21 protein-coding genes and 2 riboswitches are annotated in these 15,700 nt (G+C 42.7%); of the genes, 19 read left to right on the forward strand and 2 right to left on the reverse strand.

Features of this window, described 5'->3' with window-relative positions:
• Positions 1-25 precede the first annotated feature (25 nt).
• The 10 genes from dusB (at position 26) to INF20_RS00650 (ending at position 7,103) form a co-directional block, all read left to right on the forward strand.
• On the forward strand, positions 26-985 hold the full coding sequence (gene dusB / locus INF20_RS00605; protein WP_226384457.1) for a tRNA dihydrouridine synthase DusB: 960 nt from the start codon (positions 26-28) through the stop codon (positions 983-985).
• 14 nt (positions 986-999) lie between these two features.
• A complete protein-coding gene (locus tag INF20_RS00610) occupies positions 1,000-1,482 on the forward strand; it encodes an NUDIX domain-containing protein (RefSeq protein ID WP_226384458.1) in 483 nt (160 codons plus the stop codon).
• 97 nt (positions 1,483-1,579) lie between these two features.
• A complete protein-coding gene (locus INF20_RS00615; protein ID WP_226384459.1) occupies positions 1,580-1,849 on the forward strand; it encodes a type II toxin-antitoxin system Phd/YefM family antitoxin in 270 nt (89 codons plus the stop codon).
• Positions 1,836-2,138, forward strand: a complete 303-nt coding sequence (locus tag INF20_RS00620; RefSeq protein WP_264175450.1) for a type II toxin-antitoxin system RelE/ParE family toxin — start codon at positions 1,836-1,838, stop codon at positions 2,136-2,138. Before INF20_RS00615 ends, INF20_RS00620 begins: the two co-directional genes overlap by 14 nt.
• A gap of 192 nt (positions 2,139-2,330) precedes the next feature.
• Positions 2,331-2,651 (forward strand): PadR family transcriptional regulator, encoded by a 321-nt coding sequence (locus tag INF20_RS00625; RefSeq protein ID WP_226384460.1) that lies wholly within the window; start codon positions 2,331-2,333, stop codon positions 2,649-2,651.
• Entirely contained in the window at positions 2,641-3,297 is a 657-nt protein-coding gene (locus INF20_RS00630) for a DUF1700 domain-containing protein (RefSeq protein ID WP_226384461.1), read from the forward strand. The genes INF20_RS00625 and INF20_RS00630 overlap by 11 nt, the downstream gene beginning before the upstream one ends.
• Complete coding sequence (locus INF20_RS00635) at positions 3,287-4,177, forward strand: DUF4097 family beta strand repeat-containing protein (RefSeq protein ID WP_226384462.1); 891 nt, start codon at positions 3,287-3,289, stop codon at positions 4,175-4,177. Before INF20_RS00630 ends, INF20_RS00635 begins: the two co-directional genes overlap by 11 nt.
• A gap of 83 nt (positions 4,178-4,260) precedes the next feature.
• The gene (locus INF20_RS00640; protein ID WP_226384463.1) at positions 4,261-4,893 is read left to right on the forward strand and encodes a PepSY domain-containing protein; all 633 of its coding nucleotides are present in this window, start codon (positions 4,261-4,263) and stop codon (positions 4,891-4,893) included.
• Positions 4,894-5,002: 109 nt separating this feature from the next.
• Positions 5,003-5,866 (forward strand): 3-methyl-2-oxobutanoate hydroxymethyltransferase, encoded by an 864-nt coding sequence (gene panB, locus INF20_RS00645; protein ID WP_226384464.1) that lies wholly within the window; start codon positions 5,003-5,005, stop codon positions 5,864-5,866.
• Positions 5,867-5,903: 37 nt separating this feature from the next.
• A complete protein-coding gene (locus INF20_RS00650; protein WP_226384465.1) occupies positions 5,904-7,103 on the forward strand; it encodes an aminotransferase-like domain-containing protein in 1,200 nt (399 codons plus the stop codon).
• A gap of 75 nt (positions 7,104-7,178) precedes the next feature.
• On the opposite strand, the gene INF20_RS00655 is transcribed toward INF20_RS00650, so the two are convergent.
• Complete coding sequence (locus INF20_RS00655; protein WP_226384610.1) at positions 7,179-7,724, reverse strand: NADH peroxidase; 546 nt, start codon at positions 7,722-7,724, stop codon at positions 7,179-7,181.
• A 170-nt stretch (positions 7,725-7,894) separates the two neighbouring features.
• On the opposite strand from INF20_RS00655, the gene INF20_RS00660 reads away from it, so the two are divergent.
• From INF20_RS00660 to INF20_RS00680, 5 genes are all read left to right on the forward strand, one after another.
• On the forward strand, positions 7,895-8,122 hold the full coding sequence (locus tag INF20_RS00660) for a NifU family protein (protein ID WP_226384466.1): 228 nt from the start codon (positions 7,895-7,897) through the stop codon (positions 8,120-8,122).
• A gap of 43 nt (positions 8,123-8,165) precedes the next feature.
• Positions 8,166-9,593: a dipeptidase PepV gene (gene pepV, locus INF20_RS00665; RefSeq protein ID WP_226384467.1), complete on the forward strand. Its 1,428-nt coding sequence runs from the start codon at positions 8,166-8,168 to the stop codon at positions 9,591-9,593.
• 92 nt (positions 9,594-9,685) lie between these two features.
• The gene (locus INF20_RS00670; protein ID WP_226384468.1) at positions 9,686-10,093 is read left to right on the forward strand and encodes a hypothetical protein; all 408 of its coding nucleotides are present in this window, start codon (positions 9,686-9,688) and stop codon (positions 10,091-10,093) included.
• A gap of 35 nt (positions 10,094-10,128) precedes the next feature.
• Positions 10,129-10,611, forward strand: a complete 483-nt coding sequence (locus INF20_RS00675) for an RNA polymerase sigma factor (RefSeq protein ID WP_226384469.1) — start codon at positions 10,129-10,131, stop codon at positions 10,609-10,611.
• A complete protein-coding gene (locus INF20_RS00680) occupies positions 10,604-11,218 on the forward strand; it encodes an anti-sigma-I factor RsgI family protein (RefSeq protein ID WP_226384470.1) in 615 nt (204 codons plus the stop codon). The genes INF20_RS00675 and INF20_RS00680 overlap by 8 nt, the downstream gene beginning before the upstream one ends.
• Before the next feature lie 66 nt (positions 11,219-11,284).
• On the opposite strand, the gene INF20_RS00685 is transcribed toward INF20_RS00680, so the two are convergent.
• A complete protein-coding gene (locus INF20_RS00685) occupies positions 11,285-11,971 on the reverse strand; it encodes a hypothetical protein (RefSeq protein ID WP_226384471.1) in 687 nt (228 codons plus the stop codon).
• Between the two features lie 152 nt (positions 11,972-12,123).
• Positions 12,124-12,252: riboswitch (FMN riboswitch) on the forward strand.
• A 77-nt stretch (positions 12,253-12,329) separates the two neighbouring features.
• Here INF20_RS00685 and INF20_RS00690 point away from each other — a divergent pair.
• From INF20_RS00690 to INF20_RS00705, 4 genes are all read left to right on the forward strand, one after another.
• On the forward strand, positions 12,330-12,908 hold the full coding sequence (locus INF20_RS00690; RefSeq protein ID WP_226384472.1) for an ECF transporter S component: 579 nt from the start codon (positions 12,330-12,332) through the stop codon (positions 12,906-12,908).
• Positions 12,909-12,940: 32 nt separating this feature from the next.
• The gene (gene tsaE / locus INF20_RS00695; RefSeq protein ID WP_226384473.1) at positions 12,941-13,381 is read left to right on the forward strand and encodes a tRNA (adenosine(37)-N6)-threonylcarbamoyltransferase complex ATPase subunit type 1 TsaE; all 441 of its coding nucleotides are present in this window, start codon (positions 12,941-12,943) and stop codon (positions 13,379-13,381) included.
• A 28-nt stretch (positions 13,382-13,409) separates the two neighbouring features.
• A riboswitch (FMN riboswitch) is annotated at positions 13,410-13,524 on the forward strand.
• A gap of 395 nt (positions 13,525-13,919) precedes the next feature.
• Complete coding sequence (gene ribD, locus INF20_RS00700) at positions 13,920-15,026, forward strand: bifunctional diaminohydroxyphosphoribosylaminopyrimidine deaminase/5-amino-6-(5-phosphoribosylamino)uracil reductase RibD (protein WP_226384474.1); 1,107 nt, start codon at positions 13,920-13,922, stop codon at positions 15,024-15,026.
• Positions 15,007-15,678, forward strand: a complete 672-nt coding sequence (locus INF20_RS00705) for a riboflavin synthase (protein ID WP_226384475.1) — start codon at positions 15,007-15,009, stop codon at positions 15,676-15,678. Before ribD ends, INF20_RS00705 begins: the two co-directional genes overlap by 20 nt.
• The last annotated feature ends 22 nt before the right edge of the window (positions 15,679-15,700 follow it).

The following is a 15,700-nucleotide window of genomic DNA, read 5'->3' on the forward strand; positions in this document are numbered from 1 at the left end:
GATTTAAGATAAAAGTGAGGTAATTATGCCACAGATTGGCGGAGTAAAACTTGATAATCCTTTTCTCGCGGCACCTCTTGCAGGAGTGACCGATGCCCCTACGAGGCTTTTGGCAAAGGAAATGGGGGCGGCTTTAGTTTATTCGGAAATGATAAGCGGCAAGGGCCTTATATATAAAAACAAGAACACTGAGGACCTTCTCAGAATATATGAGGAGGAAAAGCCGGTTGCTTTTCAGATATTTGGCTCAGAGCCGGAAGTCATGGCTACAACTGCAAAGCTGCTTAAGGATAGGGAAAATGCAATACTTGATATAAACATGGGATGTCCTGTGCCTAAGGTTGTAAAAAACGGTGAAGGGTCGGCTCTTATGAAGACTCCTGAACTTATCTATGATATTGTAAAGGCGGTTGTATCAGAAGCGGGAAAGCCAGTTACCGTTAAAATAAGAACGGGCTGGGATGAAAACAGCATCAACTGCGTTCAGGTTGCTAAGACTGCCGAAAAAGCTGGCGCTGCTGCTGTGGCGGTTCACGGCAGGACAAGGATGCAGTATTATTCGGGCAAGGCGGATTGGAATGCAATTAAAGAGGTTAGAGAAGCTTTAGATATTCCTGTAATCGGTAATGGTGATATATTTTCCGGTGAGGATGCCATGAGAATGATGGAATACACGGGCTGTGAAATGGTTATGATAGGTAGAGGAATGCTTGGAAATCCGTGGATCTTCCGAGAATGTCTAGCGCTGTGGGAAGGCCGTGAAAAGCCTGCCAAGGTTACAGCCGATGATAGAAAAGCAATGATGATAAGGCATCTGAATATGCTTATGGACATTAAAGGTGAGCGTACCGCTGTAAAGGAAATGAGAAAACATGTGGGCTGGTATACAAAGGGAATGCTAGGCAGTGCTTCCTTCAGAAGAGAAATAAATCAGATTGATGAAGCAGCTCCGCTTATAGAGAAAATAGAGGGGCTTGGAAAATAACAGGAGAACGGAAAATGAGCGTAAGAAGTACATGTAAAGCAATAGTTATACATGAAGGAAAGGTACTTTTAAACAGGTGTCACGATGCGCATAACGGTGAGTATTATTCGCTTCCAGGAGGCGGCCAGGAAACTGAGGAATTTTTAGAGGAAGCCATAATTCGTGAGGTCAGAGAGGAAACCGGGTATACGGTAATTCCTGAAATGTTTGTGGGCATCGGCGAAGAGATATGCGATGATCCTGTTGTTCACGAAAAGTGGCCTGATTACATTCATAAGATGTACCACATATACCGTTGCTCTCTTGACACCGATGTGCCGAGGATTGAGCCCACGGAAGTTGACGATATGCAGGATGACTGCCAGTGGGTTGACCTCGAAAGGATACATGAAGTCGCATTGCTTCCCCAGATGGTTAAGGACAAGTGGGATGAAATGGTAAAAGGACAGCATCCGGTATTTTTGGATTCTGTGCGTTTAGAGTATCATCATGGGTAATATATATAGATAAATTACATTTTTATGTACATTTAAATGCCATAAAAATTGCAATGTTAATGCACATGTGATACTATCAAGAAAAAGGAGGTGCAGTATGTCCAGAATAATACCGATAAAAGATTTGCGAGATACAAGCAATATTTCCAAGATGTGTCATGAAGAAAATGAACCGGTTTTTGTAACTAAACATGGTTACAGTGACTTGGTAATTATGAGTATAGATACATATGATAAAATAGTTAAAATCGCGCAGACTGATCATGCCATAGCATCTGCAGAAGCTGAAATGGCTGCAGGTGGTGAGCCGATAGAAGCAAAAGAAGCCTTTAATGAATTGAGGAGGAAGCATTTTGAACAGGTATAAGGTATTAATATCTCCTCAGGCATATAGGGAGCTTGATTACATATTTGCATATATAAAAAATGAATTTAAGTCAATAGATACAGCGGCAAGCATATTCCTTTCTTTAGAAGAAGCAATTTTGAGCCTTTCGGAAATGCCGCAAAGGGGAGCGGAAAGGAAAAGCGGTGCATATGCTTACCGAGGATATCGTCAATTGTTTGTAAAAAATTACACTATAATATACAGGATAGATGAAGAGATAAAGGAAGTGCTTATAGTGACTATACGGTATGCACATAGCAAGTTTTAGACCGATGAACAGTAGTATTGATATTGTTCAATCGGTCTTTTTTTTTTATTGTTTCAATTTTGAAATTGTCATTGACATATTATAAGCACAAGTATATTATATGAAATATAATATTGCTAATCACATAATGTTATATATAACATAGAAAGAAAGCTCAGGTATATGAAATGAAGATTCAGGAGGTGAACAGGCATGGGTTTTAAAATAGAATCCGCCTTGCTTGAAGCATGCGTGCTTTCCGTAGTTATGAAAGAGGATACCTACGGATATATGCTCACCCAGTCCATGAAAAATGTATTGGATATTTCCGAATCCACCCTGTATCCGGTGCTTAGAAGGCTGCAAAAGGAAGAATACCTAGCAACCTACGACGAGCCTTTTCAGGGAAGGAACAGAAGGTACTACACCATAACGGACAAGGGAAGAGCAAAATATGCAGAGTATGTGCAAGAATGGAAGGAGTATAAAGGTAAGATAGACAAAATGCTTGCCGGAGGTGGAAATGATGAATAGGAATCAGTTTTTAAGCAAACTTGCCGCGGAACTGTCTTCCCTTCCGAAGGAAGAAATTGAAGCGGCAATGGAATTTTACACAGAATTTCTCGATGATGTGGGAAAGGAAAACGAGGAGGAAGCAATAAAAAGCCTTGGAGATCCGAAAAAGATTGCTTCTCAGATAAAGGCAGACTATGCGGTAAGACAGATGGATGAGGAAGCAGAAGAAAAGTCGTATTCTCCAAAGAGAGGGCTTTCAGCGGTCAAGTGGACCCTTTTGGGAATCTTTTCGGCTCCAATCGTGGCGCCATTGGCAATAGCCGCCGGATGCGTAGCAATAGCGCTGCTTATAGCCTTTCTGGCTATTATCGTATCGGCTGGTATATGCGTAGTGGCTCTTGGCATTTGTGCAGTGGTGCTTATAGTAGTCGGCATAATGTCCGTTCCCGTATCGGTACCTGCGGCGTTGCTTTTGGCAGGTGTTGGATTGGCAGCCTTAGGTATGACGGTTTTGGCTCTGTCAGGAGTGTTTGCAGCGGCGAGAGCCATATTTAGAAAAACCGTTATGAGTATGAATAAAACCAGTGAAAAGAGAAGAAAGAGAAAAATCGAAAAGGAAAAAGCCAGACTGATGGCGGAAGGAGGTGCCGACAGTGAACAGTAAGTTTAAGAAGCTGATATGCGTATGCGGTGTAATGATACTGATCGGCATTGTGATGACCGTTGCAGGAATTGCTTCGGGAGGTGCCACAGATGGTCTGAAAAAGGTTGACGAGAGATATGATTTTATTTCCCTGGGCTATGACCATCTAAATCAGGAAACATATAATCTCAGTGATATAAAAAGCATCGATATAAATTATGCCTATTGCGATATAAGATTTGTGGAAGGAGATTCCTTTAGAGTAGATGTGACATATACCGATGACATGCCGACACCGGATGTAACGACAGCAAATGGAACTCTTTCCATAACAGAGGGCAATAGCGGCAAAACTGGAAGCCTTTTAAATATGGAAATGTTCGGGGCAAGGACAAGGTGGCCGGAAATTTTAGTTACATGTCCAAGGGATGCAAAGCTGGACAGTGTATCAATTAACTCTGATTATTCATCGGTAATTCTTTCCGGTACAGTGTCGTCAAAAACAGAAATCAGAAGTGAAAGCGGTGACATAACCCTTAACGGTACACAGCCGGGAGAACTTTCCGTGACAAGTGTAAGCGGCGATATTAATCTTCTTAATCTGACTACAACAGGGCTTAATATAAACTCGGATAACGGAGATGTGGTTTTAAGCGGTACATTTGCGGGTAACAATGTTATAAGCAGTCAGAACGGAGATGTGGAAATGGACAGTGCTCTTTCCATGGAAGAGTATACAATTAACATCGACGGCTTTTATGACCTGGAAGTAAACGGAAGCGATTTCGATTATGATGATAATATAATGAGCGGAATCTATGAGTATGTCGGTCAAAAGGCGACAAATTCCCTAACCATTAATGGCGGTGGCATAGATGCAGAGTTGAGATTTGCTTACTAAAGCAGTATCATATATAGCAGATGGTTAATATAAGTTAGATAAAAGTTGGATGAATTTCCCAAATAGTGAAAAGGAGAGAAAAAATGAGCAAAAACAAGAAAATAGTAACTGGCGCAGTAGCGGCAATAGTGGTATTGGCACTTGCCGGAGGAATATGGTGGTACATTGATGAAAGACCAAAAACGCCGGATATAACTGATCAGGAAGCTCAGCAGATTGCCCTGGAGGATGCCGGTCTGACAGCTGAAAATGCCATGATTACGGTTTCATATGATAATGAGGATAATGAATATGAAGTGGATGTAATAAGCGCTGACGGTTCTCAGGAGTACGAATACACCATAAACGGCAAAAACGGTAAGATAAAGGATAAGGAAATGACAACAAGGTCAATTCCAAGCACACAGAGCGGTAATGCTGGAACTTCACAGAATGGCACTGCAAATTCTGGAAATTCCGCAGCAAATGCTAACGGAGCAGCCTCTGCAGCCACATTAACCTTGGAGGATGCAAAAAATGCGGCTCTAAAGGATGGCGGATTTTCTGCTTCCGATGTTAACTTCGTGAAGCAGGAATTTGATGCCGACAGCAACGAATATGACGTCGAATATATAGCCACAGATAAGAACGATGGCAAGCAGTACAAGTATGAATATGAAATCAACGCTTCCAATGGCAACATCAACAATAAGAGCAAAGATGCGGACATTTACTAAGGCAGATTTAATTGAATATTGATAATTTTGCGAAAACGGGCATACATTGCCCGTTTTTTGATATATAATATATTTATAAAGCGCGTAACTGTGAAAGGAGGAAGACAATATGGCTAAGAAAAAGACGATCCTCGATCTTTATGAAATGAAAGAAAGAGGCGAACAGGCAGTATGGATGGTACTGTATGATTCCATATTTGCAGGATATGCAGAGGCAGCCGGAATGGATATGGTGCTGTGCGGAGATTCACTGGGCATGATGGTTTACGGTAACGAAGGAACGGTTCCAGTAACCATGGACCAGTGCATCGCCCATTGTCAGGGCGTGAGAAAGGGAGCACCGAACACCTACCTTATTGGAGATATGCCTTTTGGAGCATACCATATTAGCTGTGAGGACGCTGTTAAAAATGCGTTGAGATTTTATAAGGAAGCGGATGTTGACGCCATTAAACTTGAAGGCGGAGTTACCGTTGCCGACAAGATTAGAGCTATCACAGATGCGGGCATGGTAGTATTCGGACACATAGGACTTACTCCACAGAGCTCTGCTTCCATGGGCGGATTTAAGGCTCAGGGCAGAACAGTGGAAAGTGCTAAGGCAATTATAGAAGACGCTATCGCTGTATATAAGGCAGGAGCCAGAACACTTCTCCTTGAAGGCGTGCCGGAAGAAGTATGCGCATATGTTCATAAGATGCTTCCGATTCCTGTATATGGCATCGGTGCCGGAGCTGACTGCGATGGTCAGGTTATTCTTGCTGCGGATGCTCTGGGAATGTTCAAGAACTTCACTCCTAAATTTGCTAAAAAGTATGCGGCTATAGCAGAAGTAGCTACAAAGGGTATGGAAGAATACATTAAGGAAGTTAAGGGAAGAGTTTTCCCTGCACCTGAACACAAGTATAAAGTATCCGGCGATCAGGCTGAATTTGATAAGCTGTTTGCCGAAATGGAAGAAAAGTTTAAATAAAAGTAGGGTCTTGTAAAGACCGAAAGGAGGGACAATTATGCCGAAAATGGCTGATAGAATGCTGTATATGGAAGATACGGCCAAGATAATAAGAGGTCTCTTCAATGCCATGGGGGACCCTGAAACAATCTCCTTCGGAGGCGGTGCACCTGCCAGCGAAGGATTGCCTGTAGACCAGGTGAGAGAAATCTGTAACGATGTTATGACCTGGGATAAGAGAGGCGTGGAAGCGCTGCAGTACGGCTCCGTGCTGGGAGTTCCTGATTTGAGGAAAGCAGTATGCGATGTGCTTCTCAAACCGAAGGGAATCGATGCAGATCCCGATGAAGTTATGATTGTAAACGGCGGACTTGAAACTATGAACCTGCTGTGCCAGGTATATATAAATCCGGGGGATGTTATTCTCGTGGAATCCCCTACATTTGTTCACTGCGTGGAGATATTTGAGATGTTCCAGGCAAAGTGCGTTGCAGTTGAGTGTGACGACCAGGGCTTTGTAATGGAAGATCTGGAAAACAAAATTAAAGAGTACAATCCTAAATTCGTATATGTAATTCCGACCTTCCAAAATCCTACTGGCAAGACGCTTCCTGCGGACAGAAGAGAAAAGCTAGCAGAATTGGGAAGCAAATACGATGTTATAGTTCTTGAGGATGATCCTTACAGAGAACTGCGATACAGCGGTGAGGATTTGCCTCCGATTAAAAAGTTTGATAAGACAGGAAATACCGTATATGCCAACAGCTTTTCCAAAGTATTTTCACCGGGCAGCAGACTGGGCTTTGTATATGCGGACAAGAACATTATAGCAAGACTCTTTGATGCAAAGACTGCAACCAACTCTCATACATCAAACTTCGCTCAGGTGGTTTGTGCAGAGTTCTTTAACAGAGGTTACTTCCATGAAAACCTCAAAAAACTCATCGCAATCCATAAGGAAAGAAGAGATGCTATGATAGCTGCCATCGACAAATATCTGCCGGAAGGTACAAAGAGAGTATTCCCTGACGGCGGACTGTTCACTTGGGTTGAACTGCCGGGCGGCATCAATACTACGGAGCTTCTCGAAAAGGCTGCGGATTATCATGTGGCATACATCGCTGGTGCAGGATTCTTTACAGATAAGGATGGAAAGGGTAGCAATGCCATGAGAATTAGTTTCGGTAATGTAAGTCCTGAAAAGATCGACGAGGGTATGAGAAGACTCGGTGAGCTGATTAAGGCGGAAATGAAATAAAGTAATTTTATATATTCCTCGACAAAAAAGGACAGGCGTAAAACCTGTCCTTTAAAGTGCGTATTTGCGTGTTATTTATTTTCCGAAGTATCTCTGGAGAAGTCCTGCAAAAGCTCTTCCATGTCTTGCTTCGTCCTTAGCCATTTCATGAACTGTGTCATGGATAGCATCAAGGTTGAGCTGCTTAGCCTTTGTAGCGAGGACTTTCTTTCCTTCGCAAGCACCGCATTCAGCGTCAACTCTCATCTGCAGGTTCTTTTCTGTGGAGTCTGTAACAACTTCGCCGAGAAGTTCAGCAAATTTTGCAGCATGTTCAGCTTCTTCGTAAGCAGCCTTTTCCCAGTAAAGACCGATTTCAGGGTAGCCTTCTCTGTGAGCTACTCTTGCCATTGCCAGATACATACCTACTTCTGTGCATTCGCCCATGAAGTTGTCTCTAAGGCCCTGAACGATTTCAGGATCAACGTCCTTGGCAACGCCTACAACATGCTCGTCGGCCCAAACCATTTCTCCTTCAACCTTCTTGAATTTATCTGCCGGTACACCGCACTGTGGGCATTTTTCCGGTGGATTGTCGCCTTCATAAGTATATCCGCAAACTGTGCAAACCCATTTCATAATTATTACCTCCTGTTTGTCTTTTCTTATCATTTGTATGCTCATATAAAACAAAATCTACGATATTTATTATACCATTGAGGCGACCATATTAAACATAAAAAATATGTTAATTTACGCTTTTTTGTGGTAATATTTTATGTAGATGTTTGAAAAATACGGAGGTAAGATAAATGGAAGCTAAAATCAAAGAAGTACTTGATCAGATTAGACCGATTCTGCAGAGAGACGGAGGAGATCTGGAATTTGTTGAATACACTGAAGATAAGGTGGTTCGCGTAAGACTTCAGGGAGCATGCGCAGGTTGCATGGGAGCACAGATGACCCTTAAGGGTATCGTTGAAAACATCCTTAAGGAAGCATATCCTGAAGATGTTGCTTACGTTGAAGCTGTACAGTAAAGACAGGAAAGCAGTCTAAAGGCTGCGGATAACGGAGGTAAAAGTGGACGAAATCGGAGCTATAAAGCAGAGATTAAGGGAAAGCCAGGATGAAATGCTTTCCACACTGCAACAGCTGATTGGCATAAACAGTGAAGCTGCGGAGCCCGAAAAGGACTGTCCGTTTGGGAAAGGCGTTTCGGACGCCTTTCTTTATATGCTGAAAAAAGCAGAAGAGGACGGGTTTAAAACGGTGAACACCGATAATTACGGCGGGCATATAGAGCTTTCTGCTGGAGAAAATGCTGACGGCTTAACAATGGGTATCTTGGGTCATCTTGATGTGGTGCCTGCGGGAAGCGGATGGGACTTTGATCCCTTCGGCGGAGAAATAAAAGACGGCCGCATATACGGTCGCGGTGCAGAGGATGATAAGGGTCCTACCCTAGCAGCATATTATGCCATGAAAGCCATAAAGGATTGCGGCATAGAGCTTAAAAAGAATGTAAGGCTGATTCTCGGCCTTGATGAGGAAACCGAGTGGGAAGGTATAAAATACTATTTAGAGCATGAGGAGGCACCGGATTTTGGATTTACACCGGATGCTGATTTTCCTGTGGTGCACGGAGAAAAGGGAATCCTTATCTTTGACCTGGCTCAGAAATTTAAAAAGACAGGAACCACCGGCATCGAATTGCGTAAGTTCACCGGAGGAAATGCTCCGAACATGGTGGCAGACAGCGCAAGGATGGTTATCTACTCTAAGGACCAGAGCCTTTACGATGGCATTAAGGATAAGGTTAAAGATTATCGTGAAGAAACTGGTTATGATGTAAAGGCAAAAGGTGCAGGAAAGAGTCTGGAGATAACGGCGACAGGCATTTCTTCCCACGGGGCAGAGCCGCAGAAGGGGCTTAATGCAATTTCGATTCTTATGGGGTTTGCTGAAAACATTGAATTTGATAACGAAGGAGTTAATGACTTTATTGGCTTTTATAACGAAAGACTTGCCTTTGAAACCGATGGAACAAGACTTGGGATAAATCTTAAGGACGAAGTATCCGGCGGCACAGTTGTAAATGTAGGAATGATTGAAGCGGATAAATATTCTGCAAGGCTTTCAATCAATGTGAGATTTCCTGTAACCCTTGACGACGAAATGGTTTACTCAGCTTTGGGAAAGACCTTGGAAAACTATGATATCGGTGTGGTAAAGAAAAAATATCAGGAACCGCTGTTTGTGGAAAAGGATGACCCTATGGTGGTAACCCTGATGGATGTATATAAAAATGTAACCGGAGATACTGCAGCAGAGCCTATGATAATTGGAGGAGGCACCTATGCAAGGGCTGCAGAGGGCTTTGTGGCTTTCGGTGCTAAATTCCCAGATGAAGAGGAAAAGGCACACCAGAAAAATGAAAGCGCATCTATTGAAAATCTTATGAAGGCGGCGGAAATCTATGCCGAAGCCATTTACAGACTATGCGTCTAGTAGGAGAAAAAATAAAAAATTCATTTAAAATGTCAGATTTTCCTTTCTTGATTCGTATTATCTGTAGAAGACAACAAAAGGAGGATACGAAGATGAAGGGAAATATGAATAAAGTGAAGAAAACCCTGGCGGTAACATGTACGCTGGCTCTGATGTTTGGAGGAGGAATGGCATACGGCATATATGGAACGGTAAGCGCAGATGCGGCCGATAGCGGAGCCGTAAAGGAGATAGTGACTGAGGCGGTAGTTCAGGCTGATTGCCCCTATGACGGTGAATGTCCTTATAATGGGGATTGTCCTAGATATGAAAATTGTCCGAACAACGCAGATTGTCCATATGACGGAAATGGACCGCAGGATGGCACCGGAATGCAGTATTGTAAGGCAGATATAAACGGACATCATGGCGAAGGTAATGGCAATGGATATGGTGCCGCTAATGGAAACGGACACCATGGTAATGGTGCCGGCAACGGCAGGCATATGAACTGCAGATAAAAAAATTCAATTGGCAGATACGAAGTTAAAGAAGTATGAGATCGGAAGAAGATGTAAAAAAAGCGATATACACATATTCGGATTCCATAAAGAGAATATGCATTCTCTATCTTAAAAGTCCTCAGGACACAGAGGATATTATGCAAAATGTTTTTCTTAAGTATGCCATGCATGATAAACCTTTTGAAACCGAAGAACATAGAAAGGCATGGCTTATGAAGGTGGCGGTGAATGCCTGCAGGGATCTTTTGAAAAGCTTTTATCGCAAAAAGATAGCTTTGACGGATGTAATTCCTGAAATGGCTGCTGATGAGGACTCTCAGGACGGATATGTGCTGGAAGCGGTCTTATCACTTCCCGCTAAATACAAGGAAGTAATTTACCTTAAATATTTTGAGGGCTATGATGGCGGAGAAATAGCCCAAATAACCGGAAGAAAACTAAACAGCGTATACAAGCTACTGGACAGAGGCCGCGATATGTTGGCTCAAAGGCTTGGAGGTGATGATCTTGAATAAAATAGAAAAAGCCTTCGGAAATATAAAAGCCGATGATGCCCTCAAAGAAGCGACATTTGAAAAGGTTGCAGCTCAGATGAGAACGCGACCTGAAAAAAGTAAGGTCGTAAAACAGAGAAAAAATGCTCGCAGATTTGCTGCGGTGGCAGCAGTGCTAGTAGTAGCTCTTGTGTTTGCAGGCGGTGGATACCATGTATACGCAAAACCTGTGTCATATATAACCATGAATGTAAATCCATCCGTTGAACTGGGAATTAACCGTTGGGATAAAGTGGTTGAATGTACGGGCCTTAATGACGATGGAAGTGAACTTTTGAATCGAGTTGATGTGAAAGGCCTTAACTACAAGAATGCCATGGAAGAACTGATAGGCGATGAACAGATACAAAGCTGTATAAATAAAGGTGATGAATTTGCTTTTTCTGTGACTTCTGAGGATGACAGCATGGTAAATGAAGTGGAAAGCATCTGCAGCGGCCATGGAATGAAGTATCATTGTAACAGAGAAGGTAATGGAACCGGAGAGCATCATGGACAAAATTCCGAAATAAACTCAAATGGCGGAAATGGACAAAATGGCGGTCACGGGCACAGACATGGCAGATAAAATTTAATTTGGAAATATAAAAGGATGCGCGGCGTTGCGCATCCTCTTTAAGTGGCAATGATATGCTTATTTTTTCATTTCTTTAAATTCTTCTCTGAGTTCTTCCTTGAGCTCCTGCTTCATTTCTTCCATTGATGAAGCGATTGCATCTTTAACGATGGAAGCGATTATGGAAGGATGAGGAGCTGAAGTCTCTCCGTAAAGCTCGCTGGCGTTATTTGCAGCGGAAGGAGCCATTTCGATATTGCTGTCGAAAATGTTCTGAAGCTCTGCCTCTTCTCCCGGATAACGACCTGGATCGTTCTTAAGAGCGATATGTTCTGTGTTCTTAATCTGTTCAAGAACTTCCTTTTCCTCTTTGAGAACATCTTCCAACATTTCATGAGGTACATTATTCAGCAGGAAGAGTTCTTCTAGTTCACGACGTACTTCATAGTTTGTATGGATGATTTCCAAAAACAGCTTGAAGTTGGAGCTCTTTGATGCGTTTTCAAACTGCTCAACGTCCTTTTTAATAAACGAGATGATATTTTCCACAGTTTCGAAACGATAGTTTCTTACAGGATATGGTTCGATCCTCTGGAGATATATTTTTTCCTCGTCTTTAATGTAATAGAAATATGATACGGTAAGCTCAGGATTTATCTCAAACTTAACTACCGCTACTCTTGAAGTGCTGGACTGTATTTTAGTAGCGCCCAGCTGTTTTAAACTCAGATGCAGCATATCTGCCGAAACTGAAGATCTTGCCATTTTCTATTCCTCCTTAACATAAAAAAATCAATTCTTTTATGGCTGTGATCATTATTCACCATTACTTATTTTACACTTTTTTTCTGATTTTGCAATCATATAATTGACGGAGTTTTTCGCCGGTGTTATACTGACATCGTAAGTTAATAAAACGAATGTTTCAGGGCGAGGTGAAAGTCCTCACTGGCGGTGAAGAGCATAGGCTACAAGTCCGCGAGCCGAAAGGCAGAACCGGTAAAATCCGGTACCAACGGTTAAAGTCCGGAAGGAAGAAACGGTAAAGGATTTTCTTTTATTTATTTTTGCGTGTAAGTCCCCGAACATTCGGTTCGGGGATTTTTATTAGGGAGGAAAGAATATGAACGGACAGAATGCTGCAGACAACGGAGCCGGAGCAGTAACACTGACTCAAAAGAAAACGGTAAAGCTGGCAAAAATGGCCATGCTGGTGGCTATATCGCTTTTGCTTGTTAATATACATTTTCCTATATTTCCGCCTATAGCATTTATGGAATACGATCCGGCAGACATTCCTATTTTGATTGGAACCTTTGCTTTCGGACCGGCGGCTGGAATCCTTATTACAGTGGTAACCGCTTTGCTGCAAGGCTTTACTGTAAGTGCAGCCAGCGGACTATACGGTATATTGATGCACATTATAGCAACTGGCACATATGTGCTTGTGGCAGGCTTTATATACAAATTCCATAAGGGTAAAAAGAGCGCTGTAATAGCTCTTATAGCAGGTACATTAGCAATGACTGCAATAATGGTGCCGGCTAATTTAACTATTACACCGTACTTTATGGGAGTTCCAGTGGATGCCGTAACTGCACTGCTGCCTTTTATCATCGCTTTTAACCTTATAAAGGCAGGTGTGAACGGTCTTATTACTTTCCTGGTTTACAAGAGAGTATCTAAGTTCCTTCACAGATAATCAAAAAATGACCGACAAGGATATAGACTCATATGAAGAAGATAATTATAAAAAACGAAGATGAAACAAAAGCCTTTGGCGAAAAGTTGGCTTCTCGCCTGAAAAAGGGTGATATTCTGGCATTGGTGGGAGATCTTGGAACCGGTAAGACGGCTCTGACAAAATATATAGCCAAGGGTCTTGGCATAAAGAGTGAAATAACAAGTCCGACATTTACCATAGTCCGTGAATACAAGGAAGGCAGACTGCCACTGTATCACTTTGATGTGTATCGCACGGGAAGTGTTGAAGAAATGTACGACCTTGGATATGAGGAGTATTTTTATGGCGACGGTATATGCGTGATAGAATGGGCGGATATGATTTCCGAAATAATCCCTGAGGAGGCTTTGATTATAGCCATAGACAGGGGAAGCACACCTGATGAAAGGGTGTACCGATGCAATTTTGATATAGATAGCTTAAACGGCTGATATATACGACTAAAACAACTAAAAATAAAATGATCTTCAGGGCAGGGTGAAAGTCCCTACCGGCGGTAAAGCCCGCGAGCCGAAAGGCATGATCCGGTGAGATTCCGGGGCCGACAGTATAGTCTGGATGGAAGAAGGTCTGAACATACCATTGATATTTATAACAGATATTATAGTTGATATGCGACGATAGCTCTGAACTTAAACCTCAGAGCTATTTTTTTATGACCTAACCCAATTTCTCGAAGAGAAATTGTTGGTAGGTCACCTACGCACCTACGGTGCTACGCTGTCCGTTTTGCATAGCGAATCGCTGACGCTCTTCGTGCAAAAAGGCAAACGACAGAAATTGCGATAATAGTGCGCTTGTGCCCGGAACGGGTATGGCACTCTACGACGCATGACCTAACCCAAAGGCAAACGACAGAAATTGCGATAATAGTGCGCTTGTGCCCGGAACGGGTATGGCACTCTACGACGGAAAATGTACCTAACCCAATTTCTCGAAGTCAAACTATAAATGAAATGAGGTGATTTCTTGATTGAAGAAAAATACATGCAGGAGGCCATTGCTCTTGCAAAGAAAGGAACAGGAAGAGTTTCTCCAAACCCTCTAGTGGGCGCTGTCATAGTCAAGGACGGCGAAGTGATAGGAAGAGGATATCATGAAAAATATGGACAGCCCCATGCGGAAAGAAATGCTCTGTCATCGTGCAGTGTATCACCGGAAGGTGCAGACATGTATGTGACATTAGAACCATGTTGCCACCACGGTAAGCAGCCACCGTGCACCGAAGCCATAGTTGCTGCGGGAATAAAGAGAGTGATAATAGGCTCATCTGATCCCAATCCACTGGTAAGCGGTAAGGGAGTGGTTTTTCTCAAGGAGCATGGCATAGAGGTGGAAGAAGGTTTTATGAAGGAAGAATGCGATGCCTTAAACGATATATTCTTTCACTATATAAGGACAGGAAGACCCTTTGTAACTATGAAATACGCCATGACCATGGATGGAAAAATCGCTGCTTTTACGGGAAAATCAAAATGGATAACCGGCGAAGAGGCAAGGAAGCATGTTCACGGTGAGCGCAACAGGAATACTGCCATAATGGTGGGAGTGGGAACGGTTATAGCTGATGACCCTATGCTCACATGCCGTATAGAGGGAGGAAGAAATCCTGTAAGGATAATATGCGACAGCAGATTGAGAACACCTATAGCTTCATCTTTAGTTTTATCTACCGATGAGGCTCCCGTTATAATAGCAACCTGCTCAAATGATAAAAAGAAGGCAGCAGAATACATTGAAAAAGGCTGCAGGATATTAAATGTCAAAGAAAAGGACGGCAGGATAGATTTGGATGACCTTATGAAAAAATTGGGCGAGGAAAAAATCGACAGCATACTTTTAGAGGGCGGTGGAACCATCAACTGGGAAGCCATTAAAAGCGGTATTGTCAATAGAGTACAGGCCTACATAGCTCCGAAGCTTTTAGGAGGAAAAGATGCTAAAACACCTGTGGAAGGTAAAGGAGCTCCTTCACCTCAGGAAGCAGTCATGCTAGGTGAAAGCAGGATAACAAAGCTGGGAGATGATCTGCTTATAGAAAGCGAGGTGATATCCGATGTTCACGGGAATAGTTGAGGAAATCGGAAAGATATGCGATATCACAAGGGGAAGGCATTCGGCAACACTGACCATTGAAGCAAATAAAGTTCTTGAGGATGCGAAAATAGGCGACAGCATAGCTGTAAACGGCATTTGCCTTACAGTGACTTCACTGCCGTCAGGAAGATTAACAGCAGATGTCATGCATGAGACCATGAACAGGACATCCATGGGGAAGCTGAGGCCCGGTGACAGGGTAGGACTTGAAAGAGCAATGCCTGTAAATGGGAGATTTGGAGGCCATATTGTAGCCGGACATGCGGACGGAACTGGAACAATCGAAGATATTAGAAAAGATGATAACGCCATATGGTACACGGTGAGAACGAGCCCGGAAATAATGAAATATATCGTGGAAAAGGGCTCTGTGGCACTGGACGGCATAAGCCTGACCGTAGCCAAAATCACCGAAAATACGTTTTCCATATCGGCAATACCCCATACCGTGGCCAATACGGTTTTAAAGGACAGACAAAAAGGCGATATGGTGAATATAGAAAACGATATTGTCGGCAAATACATAGAAAAGCTTATAAAATACGACGAAGGCAAAGCTGCAGGAGCAGAAAATAAAAAGAATGCAGAAAGCGGCATAACTAGTGAATTCTTGATGAGACACGGATTTTAGTCCGTATCATATAATAGGAGGT

This window comes from Gallibacter intestinalis (assembly GCF_014982745.1).
In the GTDB taxonomy this organism is placed as follows: Bacteria; Bacillota; Clostridia; order Peptostreptococcales; family Anaerovoracaceae; genus Gallibacter; species Gallibacter intestinalis.